The organism is Sphingomonas sp. (assembly GCF_030145815.1).
In the GTDB taxonomy this organism is placed as follows: domain Bacteria; phylum Pseudomonadota; class Alphaproteobacteria; order Sphingomonadales; family Sphingomonadaceae; genus Sphingomonas.
Genome location: NZ_JAIXHL010000002.1, coordinates 179665 through 191510, shown reverse-complemented (window position 1 = coordinate 191510; position 11846 = coordinate 179665). Strand labels below are relative to the sequence as shown.

The following is an 11846-nucleotide window of genomic DNA, read 5'->3' as shown; positions in this document are numbered from 1 at the left end:
ATGAGCAGAGTAAGCGAAATCCGCTATGTCGGATATGCCGTCACGGCGCTTGAGGAAGAGCGCGCCTTTTACGCCGATGTCTGGGGGCTGGAGCCGGTCCCGTCCGACGATGGCATGATCTATTTCAAGGCGCAGGGGCATGACGAGCATCATGTCGTCCGGCTGCGCGCGGCGGACACCAAGCGGATCGACGTGATCGCGCTCGCCGCGGACAATCGCGCCGATGTCGACGCGCTGCACGAAAAGGTTGCAGCGGCTGGCTGCCAGATCATCCACGCCCCGCGTGACCTGACCGCGCCGGGTGGCGGCTATGGCTTCCGCTTTTTCTCGCCCGACGGCCTGCCGTTCGAGATTTCGAGTGACGTCGCGCGCGGGTCGAGCCGGGAGATGCAGCGCTGGGACGGCGTGCCGCAGAAGATCAGCCACATCGTCCTCCACTCGCCCGATCATCAGGGCCTAGTGAAGTTCTTCGTCGACGTGCTCGGCTTCCGCGTCAGCGACTGGCTGGGCGATTTCATGTGCTTCCTGCGCTGCAACAGCGCGCATCACCGCATCGCGATCCTGCCCGGACCCGCGTGCCTCAACCATGTCGCCTATGACATGCTGACCGTGGACGACATGATGCGCGGCATCAGCCGCCTGCGGAAGAAGGGCACCGATATCCGCTGGGGCCCGGGACGGCATACTGCGGGCAACAACACCTTCAGCTATTTCACCACGCCTAGCGGCTTTGCGGTCGAATATACCTCGGAGCTGGAGGAGGTCGATTTCGACAACCATGTCGACAAGGTCCATGTCCCCGGACCGCAGGTGATGGACCAGTGGGGCGTCGGTGTCGGTGGCCCGCAGACCATGCCGCATCCCGAGGCCGATGCCGGCCTGTTCCAGGCAGCAGAGGCTTAAGTCATGGCATTGTTCGAATATTTCCCGAACTACATCTGGAACCTGTCGGTCGCGATCGCGCTGGAAAGTGGTGGGCGGATCGGCGAGATCGTCGATATGTGCCAGCCAATCCGCGACGCCGCTGCGTCGGGTTCGGACGCCGGCACGCCGCAATTCATGGCGAAATGGGTCGAGATGGGCGACAAGCTGATCGGCCTGGCGGACGAGGACGAGGCCGCCGGGCGCGGCTTTTCCGCCTCCGACAAGCTCGAGCGCGCGTCGCTCTATCTGCTCGTCGCCGAGCGGATGCAGGGCCATGGCCATCCCGGCCGCGTCGAGACCTATGCCCGCGCGCTCGATGCCTTCGCGCGTTCGACCCGGCTCGGTTCGATCAACCGTGAACGGGTCGAAATCCCGCTGACCACCGGCACCATGCCCGCGCTCTACACCCGCGCCGAAGGGCCGGGGCCACATCCGGTCGTGGTCTATTGCAACGGCCTCGATAGCTGCAAGGAGCTGCTTTACTGGTCGCGCCTGCCCGAGGCGCTGGCGAAGCGCGGCATCTCGACCCTGTGCGTCGACCAGCCGGGTACCGGCGAAGCGCTGCGCCTGCAGAACCTGCCCGTCGATCCGCATAGCGAGAATTGGGCGAGCAAGGCGATCGACTGGCTGGAGACCCAGCCTGACGTCGATCCCAAGCGCATCGGCATGACCGGCATTTCGCTCGGCGGCCATTTCGCGCCGCGCGCGGTCGCCTATGAGCCGCGCTTCGCCAGCGGCGCCTGCTGGGGTGCCAACCATAATTGGGCCGAGGTGCAGCAGAAGCGCCTCAAGCGTGAGGGCGAGAATCCGGTCCCGCATTACTGGGCGCACGTGATCTGGGCGTTCGGTGCCAAGGACATGGACGACTTCCTTGCCAAGGCGGAGGACATGAACCTCAACGGCCATATGGGCGGGGTGAAGGTGCCGTTCCTGGTCACCCACGGCGCCAAGGATCGCCAGATCAGCGTCGACTATGCGCAGGATTGCTATGACCAGCTGGTCAACTCGCCGCGCCGCGAACTCAAGCTGTTCACCGACCGTGAGGGCGGGGTCGAGCATGTTGGCGCGGACAATATGAGCTTTGGCCGCGACTATATCGCCGACTGGTTCGCCGAAACGCTGGGCGGGAAGCTGTCCTGATGCGCCTCGCGACATTGCGGCGCGGTGGGCGCGATGGCACGCTGGTGGCGGTCAGCCGCGACGGCGCGCGGGTCGCGCCGGTCGCGGGCTATGCGACGCTTCAGGCCGCGCTCGACGATTGGGATGCGGCGCAGGGCGCGCTGACCGCTGCGGTCGAAGCGGCGGAGAGCGGTGAGGCGGTCCAGCCGGACGATTTCGCCGCGCCGCTGCCGCGCGCCTGGCAATGGCTCGACGGATCGGCCTTCGCCAATCACGGCGCGCTGATGCAGCTCGCCTTCGGCCATGCACCGATCGAGACCGATCTGCCGCTGATGTATCAGGGGATGAGCCATCAGTTCATCGCCCCGACCGCCGATGTGCCATTCCCCAGCGAAGCCGATGGCATCGATTTCGAGGGCGAGTTCGGCGTCATCACCGGCGACGTGCCGATGGGCTGCTCGGCTGCCGACGCGCTGGCTTATGTGCGGCTGGTGGTGCTGATCAACGACTGGTCGCTGCGCGCCATCGCCCCGCTCGAGATGAAGACCGGCTTCGGCTGGGTGCAGGCCAAGCCTGCATGCAGCGTCGCGCCGTTCGCGGTGACCCCCGATGCGCTGGGCGATGCCTGGCGCGATGGGCGCGTGCATTTGCCGCTGACGGTCGAGGTCGACGGTAATTGGTTTGGCAGTCCCAATGGCGCGGCGATGGGCTATGGTTTCCACGAGCTGATCGCGCACGCCGCACGCACCCGCGCGTTGCCCGCCGGCACCATCATCGGATCGGGCACGGTGTCGAACGTCGAGCATGAGACGGTCGGATCGACCTGCATGTCCGAACGCCGCGCGATCGAGATGATCGCTCATGGCGCGCCGCAGACGCCGTTCCTGTCCTTCGGCAGCCGCGTCGCGATGCGGGCAGGGGAGGGCGCATCGCCCTTCGGCGCGATCGATCAGCTTGTGGTTAAGGGCTAACTCCCGTCGGAAATCAGCGTCCCGCCATCGACCACGATCGTCTGGCCGGTGGTAAAGCCGCCCGCATCGCTGGCGAGGTAGAGCGCGGTCGCCGCGACCTCGTCCGGCGATCCGGCGCGGCGCAGCGGAGTCATCCCCAGCCGCCGCGCGGCACGCTCGGGGCTCGACAGGATCGCGCCCGCCCAGTCGGTCTCGATCAGTCCCGGCGCGATGGCGTTGGCGCGCACGCCCGACGGCCCCCATTCGACCGCAAGGTTGCGCGCAAGCTGCGCCAGCGCCGCCTTGGTCATCCCGTAATGCCCAAGCATCGCATTGCCGCGCAGCCCGGCAATGCTCGACAGCAGCACGATGCTGCCACGCCCCCGCGTCGCCATCGCCCGGGCGAGATGCCCGGTCAGGCGCAAAGGGTGGAGCAGGTTGATCGCATAGAGCCGCTCGCGCTCCGGCTCGTCCATTGCGTGCAGCGGTGACGCTGGTCCCGCGATCCCGGCATTGCAGACGAGGATATCGATCCCGCCCGTCCGTGCCTCGGCCTGATCCGCCAGCCGCGCGATCGCGGCAGCATCGCCGACATCGGTCGGGATCGAAATGCCGCCCAGTTCGACGGCCAGCGCATCGCACGCCACCGCATCGACATCGGCGAGTACCAGCCGCGCCCCCGCACCCGCGAACAGTCGCGCAATCGCCAGCCCGATCCCGCGCACCGGCCCGGTGATCAGTGCGCTCCGCCCGTCGAGGCGGAAGGCGGCGAGGGGGTCAGAGGTCGCCAAGCACCGTCTCGACCAGTTGTGCCAAGTCCCCGTCATGGCGAATTTCCAGCGCGTCTGCGCGGGGCGTGGCGAGTTCGGGATAGCTGCCAAAGGTCGCGCGGGTCGCCGGAACTTCCTCGAAGCGGATGCCCGACACATCGCCATGGTGCGCCAACTCCGCCACCAAATCGCCCATCGTCACGCGCAGCGCGGGAAGCGTCAGCGCCTCCTGCGCTGCCCGCTCGCCCAGTGCCGCCGCCACCAGATTGGCCGCGCAGCACCGCACGGACATCAGCCAGCTGGTCGCGTCTGCCGCCACGGGCACGCACAGCGGCGTGCCGGCCAGCGCAGCGTGGAAGATATCGCTGAGGAACGCCGAGCCAAATCCTCCGGCCGCCGCGGGGCGGGCGACGATTCCCGGCAGCCGCAAGGCAAAGCCCGATACGGCCCCGCGCCGGACCGCATCGGCAAAGGCCAGCTCGACCATGCGCTTGTGCGTGCCGTAGACGCTGGTCGGAGTGGGGACAGTCGCGTCGTCGACCGGATCGGGCAGCACGCCGCCGAACACGGCGATCGACCCCGCGATCACCAGCCGACGACCCCGCATCGCCTCGATCAGCGCCAGCGGCACGTCGAGATTGATCGCCCGCGAGGCCCCCGGATCGCGCTCGGCCGCGCCGCCGGGCAGTGCGGCAAGGTGCAGCACTGCGTCGACGCGCGGCGCCGTCAGCGCGGCAATCACCGCCGGATCGGTCAGGTCGCCCGCGAGCGTTTCATACCCGTCGATCTCCGCCACCGCCCGGTCGGCGAGCAATAGCCCTACCTGCGGGTGCTGCTCGGTAAGTTGCCGCACGACCGCCCGGCCGACGAACCCCGCCGCGCCGGTGATCGCCAGCAACATTACCGCTTCAGCTCAGGCGCGAATTCGCCGTCGATCAGGATGAAGGCAATGCGGCAATTGGCGTTCGACCGGTTCGACCAGCCATGATTGGTGCCACGCTGGATCACGATGTCGCCCGCGCGCACCGTCGTCTCGCCCTCATCCATGATCAGCACCAGCTCGCCTTCCAGCACGATGCCGTAATCGATCGTCTCGGTGCGGTGCATCAGCGCGTGGCGGCTGCCTTCGCCATGATGCGCCGATGCGTCGCCCGCGCCGATCTCGGCGAAATGCGCCTGCGCCTCCTCAGGCGACATAGTGCGGATTTCGTCGCTCTCGGGCGGGATGTCGAGCACGCGGATGCGGGTGCCGCCCTTGGGCGGGGCGAGCTTGATGCCGTCCTCATGCGGCTCGCCCGATGCGGCGTCGATCAGGACCGGGGTCTGCTGCGTATTCCAGATCTCATGGAACATCGGGCCGATCGGGCCGCCGACCTGCTGAACGCGCGGTGCAGCGCCGTCCTCCTGAATGATCGCGCGACCGCTGGCATCATGGCCGGTAACGACGCGGCGGACTGGTTTGGTCATGTTCATGCTCCTTGAGTGGCGGTGCCGCGACGCAGCAGCGCAATAATGGCACCGATTGCTGCCGCTGCAGCGTAGAAAAGAAAGGCGCCTGACAGGCCGCCGAGCACGCCCGACAGCGCGACCGCGACGATCGGCGCGATGAACTGGGCGAGGAAGAAGGACCCGGTCCATACGCCCGTGCCGCGCCCACGCGTCTCGGGCGGAAGGCGGCGCAGCACCCAGGCCAGCATCGTCGGGAGCATCAGGCCGTTACCGATCGAGATCACCACTGCGCACGCAGCTGTGATATAGAAACTCCCCGACAGGCCGACCCCGACATAGCCCAGCGCGACCAGCGGCAGACCGATCGACAACAACGTCTCGCCCGACCAGCCCTTGAGCCGTCCGAACAGCATCGACCCCGCCATCACGCCCAGGTTCGCCGCCGCACCCGCCAGCCCGATCGTCGCAGGCGAGGTCACCCCCGTCGCTTCGATCACCGGACCCAGCTGGACGATCAGCGTGTAGAACAGCATCCCGATGCCAAAGGTGATCGCGACCAGCAGCGCGATGCCCTGCGCCTTGCCTGTAGCAGCAGCCGCCGAAGCCTTTGTCGGCTCGAACAGGATCATCGCTGCCGCAAGTGCGACCGGCAGCGCCAGCAGATACAGCCAGAACGGCCCGCGCGAGCCCAGGGCCTCGCCGAGCGCGCCGCCCGCCGCGATCAGCACGATGGCGCTGACGCTCGCGGTGGCGATCTGGATCGAAACCCAGCGTTCGCGCCGCTCGCCAGTGAAATAGTCGCCGACCAGCGCGGTCGCGACGGTCATGATGATTGCCTCGGTCACCCCCAGCGCCACGCGCGCGGCGAGGATCAGGCGCAGATCGTGGAGCAGCAACGGCAACAGCCCGAACCCGGCATAGCCGACCAGCGCGGCGATCAGCAGCCGCTTGCGCCCGAGCTTGTCCGACAGCCAGCCCGCGACCGGCGAAAACAGCGCCACGCACAGCGCCGGGATCGTCAGCGCCATCGGCACCAGCACCGCCGCGCCCGGAACGCCCGCAAACTCACGCAGCAATAGCGGCAGCACCGGCACCAGCGCGATGATCGCCATGGTCGGCATCACCGCGGTGAGCATCAGGATCACACCATGGCGGTTCGTCGCTTGCTGGGTCATCGCGCGTTCCTCAGATCGGTTGAGCTACGACTTCGAACATCTCGTGCGTCGCCTTGGCGTTATCGACCGGCGGCCCCTTGCCGAGCTGGCCCATGCAGATCGCAAGGCTGGAGCGGACGATATAGGCGCAGCGGTCGAACCGGCGGTTGCGATAGGCGGTCAGCGCCGCGTCGACATCGTCATGCCGCGGCAGTTCGTCGGCCAGCACCAAGCTGTCTTCGATCGCCATGCCCGCGCCCTGGCCCAGATGCGGGGTGGTTGCGTGCACCGCGTCGCCCAGCAGCGCGATCCGGCCGCGATGCCATTCGCCTTCGACCAGCATCCCCTCGAGCGGGCGATAGACGACGCCATCGTCATCGGTGACCAACTCCGAAAGCTCGCGGATATAGGGCGCACACCCCGCCATCTTCGACCGCATCACCGCTGCCAGCCCCGCGCGCGGATAGCGCGGATTATCGGGCTCGGGCGTGGTGACATAGATGTACATCAGTGCCTCGGACACCGGCACCAGCCCGACGCCGGTCGGCCCGTTATAGACATGCAGCGCGTCAAGATCGGCGGGGCGGGGCAGGTTGTAACGCCACACCGCTTGCCCGGTGAATTGCGGCCCGGTCAGCTCGGGGAACAGCGCCGCGCGCGTCTGCGAGTAGACGCCGTCGGCGCCGATCACGAGGTCGAACCGCGCCTGCTCACCATTCGAGAAGGTCGCATCGACGCCCGCGCCATCGTCGCGCAGCTTCGTCGCGGTCACGCCGAGCAGCACCTTCGCCCCGCTGGCAATGGTGCGGTCGCCCAGGATCTTGTGCAGCGCCGGCCGGCTGATCCCCATATTCGCCGGATAGCCGTCGACCAGCCGCGGCGTCGGAACGCGGGCGACCTTTACCCCGGTCGGGGTGTAGATCTCGACCGCATCGAACCCGACGCCGGACGCGACATATTCGTCGATCAGCCCCAGCTGCGCCATCGCGCGGATCACGTTCGATTGCTGGATGATGCCGACGCCATAGACCGACCAGTCGGGATCGCGCTCGATCACCGTGACGTCAAAGCCCTTGGCGCGCAGTGCGATCGCGGCGGTCAGGCCGCCAATGCCGCCGCCGATGACGAGAATGGTACCGGATTGCATGTCTTCTCTCTCAGAAACGGTCGAGGTCGTTGGCCAGCGTGATCGGCCCGGCAAAGCGCGCGCGGACCTGCGCGATATAGCCCTGGGTGCGGACCGGATCGGGGGTGCCGCCCGCGAAATGTGTGATGACCACCGCCTTCACCCCGGCACGCGCGGCAAGATCGCCGACCGCTTCGGGGGTCAGGTGATGGGTCGACAGATGCTGCTCCAGCTTCTGCTTGGCCGGGGCTGGCATGTCGGGCGAATTGCGCGCGACCGTCGCCATCGTCGCGGCCATGTCGATCATCTCGCTGACCAGCAGATCCGCCCCCTTCGCCAGCTTCTCCACCGCCGCACTCGGCCCCGTATCGCCGGTATAGACGATCGAGCGGCCGGGCAGGTCGAACCGCAGCGACAGCGACTTGTAGTTGCGGTCCTCGACGCTGCCGGGGGCGAAGTCGTAATGGCTGTTCTGCGCGGCGGTGACGGTCATGCCGTCCACGGTCATCTTGTCGCCGTCGTTCAGCTCGATCACCGTCACCGTATCGGCCGGCGCTGCCCAGGGCTGGCCCGGAATGCCATAGCCAACGCGCGCCGCAGGCTGCATCGACGCGACCATGCCGGCGACCAGCTCGCGCGTGCCCGGCGGGCCATAAACGGTCAACTTCTCCGCCACATTGGTCTGGTTGCGCAGCCCCAGCACCGCCGACAGGCCGCCGGTATGATCGGTGTGGAGGTGGCTCAGGAACACCGCGCGGACGCGGGGCAGCTGGTATCCCGCCTTGGTCAGCTGCTGAACCGCGCCGTCGCCGGCATCGACCAGATAGATGCGCCCGTCATGGACCAGCGCATTGGCGGGCTGGGACCGGTCGCGGCTCGCCACCGGTCCGCCCATCGTGCCGAGCGTAATGAACGCGTCGCCCTGGGGCGGCGTCTGCTGCGCAATGGCGGGCGATGCCGCCAGTACCGCAGCAACCGCCAGCCCCAGAAGCGATACGCGCATCAGAAGTCGAACCCGACGCGGACGCCATAGGTACGCGGCGGGCGCAGCGTGCCGACCGGGAAGTCGAGGATCGGACGCGTGCCCGCACGCGCCAACACTTCCTCATCGGTCAGGTTGTTGACGAAGCCGGTGACGCTCCACCCCTGCTGGCTGCGCAGCGTCACGAACGCATCGGCCATCACGAACCCGTCCTGCTTTTCTTCAGGGCGATAGTTGGAGTTCATGAAGCGGCTGCTCTCGATATTCGCCCGCGCACCGGCGATGAAATCGAGGTCGCCGGTCAGCTCGAACGTGCGCTCATAGCCGACATTGATCGCCCATTCGGGCGAGTTGACCGTCGGCTTGCCCGAACAGTCGATGTCGTAGAAGCGCGCGTTGTTGATCCCCGGATTGGCCGCGCGGCTACCCAAAGTGGTGCAGCCCGTGGTCACCGGCGCGCCGGTCGGCGAGAAGTTCGCCGTCTGCAGGCTGTCATACTTGCCCTTCAGATACTGGACATTGAGGTTGAACAGGTCGTTGCGGCTCGGCGCGAAGCGCGCCTCGAACTCGGCGCCATAGATGTGCGACTTGCCCGCATTGACGGTGATCGACCCCTGCGCGAACACGCCGGTCCCGGTGGGAACGCCGCCGACATAGGTGATCTGCTGGTCCTTATAGTCCCAGTAGAATGCCTCGAAATTCAGCTGCAGCTTGTTGTCGAGGAAGCGGTTCTTCGCGCCGAAGGTATAGGCGGTCAGCGTTTCCGGACGGAAGGTATTGTTCGGCGGCTGCGCGACGAAGAAGCCGCCCGCCTTGAAGCCGGTCGCGACGTTGGCATAGATCAGCGATGCCGGACCCGCGTCGAACTCGACGCCAGCCTTCCAGGTGAACTTCTCGAAGCTCAGGTCGCCGGTGAACGGGACGCTCAGCGGCGGCGTGACCGGGCCGGGCAGACCGCCCGACGCGGTCGAGGTCAGCTGCTTCTTGTCCTCGCGCGTGTAACGACCGCCGGCAACCAGGCGCAGGCTGTCGCTGAGGTCGAAGGTCAGCTGGCCGAACGCCGCGACGCTCTCGGTATTGAGGCGCGGGGTGAAGCGGGTCGTCGAGATATTGCCCTGGCGGAAGAAATTCTCGGTCGCCTGGTTCTCGCCGAAATAGAAGCCGCCGATGACATAGCGCAGCTGCTGGTCCTCGTTCGACGACAGCCGCACTTCGACCGAGGTCTGTTCAGCCAGGTCGGTGATGTCGCCCGCGAAACCGGGCAGATAGGTGCGGAAGCGCACGTCCGAACGCCGCCATGCCGGCAGCACGGTCAGCGTGCCGAAGCCGAGATCGCCGACCACCGTCGCACTGACGCCATAGAATTGGTTGTCGAGGAAGCCGTCGGTCCCCGGCAGCGCGACACAGCCGCTGGTCACGAACCCGCCGGCACCGCCGCAGAAGGGCGGGGCGAACAGCGTCGAGGCGAGCTGGCGGATCGCGGTGTGCGCGCGCGGGTCGGACACGCTGACGCGATCCTCCAGCGCCGGCACGGTGTAGCGCGCTTCCGGCAGCAGCACCGCGCCGCCGCCCTTGCCATGCTGATTGTAGTAATCGGCGACCAATGTCATCGACCAGCGGTCGGACGGCTCGATCAGCAGCGACGCGCGCACCGCCTCGCCCTTGTCGTCGTCATAGCCGTCGGAGATATAGCCGTCGCGATCGACGATCTGCCCGGCGACGCGCAGCGCAACCTTGTCGCCGATCGGCACGTTCAGCGCGAGGAAGCCCTTCTTGCTGTCGTAATTGCCATATTCCAGCAGCGCTTCGCCGCCGAACGTGCCGAGGATCGGCTTTTTCGGGAGCACGTTGATCGCGCCGCCAGTGGCGTTGCGGCCATAGAGCGTGCCCTGCGGCCCCTTGACCACTTCGACCCGCTCGAGGTCGTAGAAGACGCCCGCCGGCGCGGTCGGGCGGCCGACATAGACGCCGTTGAAGTTGAACGCGACGGCATTCTCCGAGAAGGAGTTCTGTGAGTTCGTGCCGACCCCGCGCAGGAAGAAGCTGGTCGTGCCACCGGTCGGCTGGACCACCAGCGAGGGGACGAGCTTGCCGAGATTGGCGGTTTCGGTGATGCCCGACTGGGCCAGATCGTCGCCGGTCACGGCGGTCACGGCGACGGCGGCGCGCTGCAGCGACTCCGACCGGCGCTGCGCGGTGATGACGATGTCCTGCAGGCCATCGGTTTCTTCGGCTGCGGCCGGGGCGGCCGGTGCCTCCTGCGCGAACGCAGGAGCGGCATGGGCGACGAGGATCGCGGTCCCCGCGAGAAGCAATTTTTTCATCAGACAACCCTCCCTGGGCGCCGCCTCGGTGAGCGCGCCTCTGCATTGAGGATGGTCAAAGCCGATCAATTATCATAACGATTTGTTTCTATGATTGAGCACAAACGGAATTGATGGATGCGGCTCGATCAATTCGATCTCAACCTGTTGATTGCATTCGATGTCCTGATCGAGGAGCGCAGCGTCACCCGTGCCGCGCAACGCCTGAACCTCACCCAATCGGCGATGAGCGCGGCGTTGAAGCGGCTGCGCGAATCCTTCTCGGACGAGATTCTGGTCCAGCATGGCAAGCGCATGGTGCCCACCGCCGCCGCGCTGTCGCTGGCCCCCGATGTCTCCGCTGCCTTGCTCAACATGCGCGCGATTCTCGCCAGTGGCATGCGGTTCGATCCCGCGCATTCGCAGCGCCGGTTCCGGGTCGTCGCATCGGATTACATCACCACCGTGCTGCTCGGCCCGGCCTTGCGGCTGCTGCACAAGGAAGCGCCGCATATCCAGATCGAGATCACGCTGCCGCGCTCCGATATTCTCGAAATGCTCGACGATGGCGAGATCGACCTGCTGATCTCGCCCGAGCAGTTTCTCAGTCCCGATCATCCGCGCGAATTGCTGTTCGAGGAGCGGCACGTCGTCGTCGGCTGCGCGTCCAACCCGGCGATGCAGCGTCCGCTCGACGCGGAAACCTATTTCGCCAGCGGCCATGTCGCGACCAGCGTGTCGCGCGACGGCACCTTCATCGATAACTATCTGCGCGGCCAGGGCGAGCAGCGCCGCGTCGACGTGATCTGTGCCGCGTTCTCGCAGGTGCCGTGGATCCTGCCGGGTACCTCACGGCTCGCCCTGATGCATGAGCGGCTCGCCCTGGAACTCGCGCCGGTGCTGGGACTGGTGATTCAGGAACCGCCATTCCCGCTGCCGGTGATGCGCGAAATGATGCAATATCATAGCGCGCGGAGCATGGACCGCGGGTTGGCGTGGCTCTGTGCGCGGTTGAAAGCCGTGGGCCAGCCGGCCGATGACGCCGCGACGAAAGCCGCCTGATCCGCGC

11 protein-coding genes are annotated in these 11846 nt (G+C 66.9%); 4 read left to right on the top strand and 7 right to left on the bottom strand.

All coding sequences use genetic code 11. The features are described from left to right. From KYX69_RS02580 to KYX69_RS02570, 3 genes are read left to right on the top strand one after another with little or no spacing between them, the layout of a single operon-like run. Window positions 1-903, top strand: a complete 903-nt coding sequence (locus tag KYX69_RS02580) for a VOC family protein (RefSeq protein WP_300493326.1) — start codon at window positions 1-3, stop codon at window positions 901-903. Window positions 904-906: 3 nt separating this feature from the next. Beyond that, the gene (locus tag KYX69_RS02575) at window positions 907-2064 is read left to right on the top strand and encodes an alpha/beta fold hydrolase (RefSeq protein ID WP_066659514.1); all 1158 of its coding nucleotides are present in this window, start codon (window positions 907-909) and stop codon (window positions 2062-2064) included. After that, window positions 2064-3014 (top strand): fumarylacetoacetate hydrolase family protein, encoded by a 951-nt coding sequence (locus tag KYX69_RS02570; protein ID WP_066659512.1) that lies wholly within the window; start codon window positions 2064-2066, stop codon window positions 3012-3014. The genes KYX69_RS02575 and KYX69_RS02570 overlap by 1 nt, the downstream gene beginning before the upstream one ends. On the opposite strand, the gene KYX69_RS02565 is transcribed toward KYX69_RS02570, so the two are convergent. From KYX69_RS02565 to KYX69_RS02535, 7 genes are read right to left on the bottom strand one after another with little or no spacing between them, the layout of a single operon-like run. Continuing rightward, window positions 3011-3784, bottom strand: a complete 774-nt coding sequence (locus KYX69_RS02565) for an SDR family NAD(P)-dependent oxidoreductase (RefSeq protein ID WP_300493320.1) — start codon at window positions 3782-3784, stop codon at window positions 3011-3013. The genes KYX69_RS02570 and KYX69_RS02565 overlap by 4 nt on opposite strands. Beyond that, window positions 3771-4664: an NAD-dependent epimerase/dehydratase family protein gene (locus KYX69_RS02560; protein WP_300493318.1), complete on the bottom strand. Its 894-nt coding sequence runs from the start codon at window positions 4662-4664 to the stop codon at window positions 3771-3773. Before KYX69_RS02560 ends, KYX69_RS02565 begins: the two co-directional genes overlap by 14 nt. Further along, window positions 4664-5230: a cupin domain-containing protein gene (locus tag KYX69_RS02555; RefSeq protein WP_300493316.1), complete on the bottom strand. Its 567-nt coding sequence runs from the start codon at window positions 5228-5230 to the stop codon at window positions 4664-4666. The genes KYX69_RS02560 and KYX69_RS02555 overlap by 1 nt, the downstream gene beginning before the upstream one ends. A gap of 2 nt (window positions 5231-5232) precedes the next feature. Then, window positions 5233-6387, bottom strand: coding sequence for an MFS transporter (locus KYX69_RS02550; protein ID WP_300493313.1), 1155 nt, complete (start codon window positions 6385-6387; stop codon window positions 5233-5235). Window positions 6388-6397: 10 nt separating this feature from the next. After that, window positions 6398-7513 (bottom strand): FAD-dependent oxidoreductase, encoded by a 1116-nt coding sequence (locus KYX69_RS02545; protein ID WP_300493310.1) that lies wholly within the window; start codon window positions 7511-7513, stop codon window positions 6398-6400. A 10-nt stretch (window positions 7514-7523) separates the two neighbouring features. Continuing rightward, the gene (locus KYX69_RS02540; RefSeq protein WP_300493307.1) at window positions 7524-8495 is read right to left on the bottom strand and encodes an MBL fold metallo-hydrolase; all 972 of its coding nucleotides are present in this window, start codon (window positions 8493-8495) and stop codon (window positions 7524-7526) included. Further along, entirely contained in the window at window positions 8495-10798 is a 2304-nt protein-coding gene (locus KYX69_RS02535; protein ID WP_300493304.1) for a TonB-dependent receptor, read from the bottom strand. The genes KYX69_RS02540 and KYX69_RS02535 overlap by 1 nt, the downstream gene beginning before the upstream one ends. A gap of 117 nt (window positions 10799-10915) precedes the next feature. On the opposite strand from KYX69_RS02535, the gene KYX69_RS02530 reads away from it, so the two are divergent. After that, window positions 10916-11839, top strand: coding sequence for a LysR family transcriptional regulator (locus tag KYX69_RS02530; RefSeq protein WP_300493301.1), 924 nt, complete (start codon window positions 10916-10918; stop codon window positions 11837-11839). Window positions 11840-11846 lie beyond the last annotated feature (7 nt).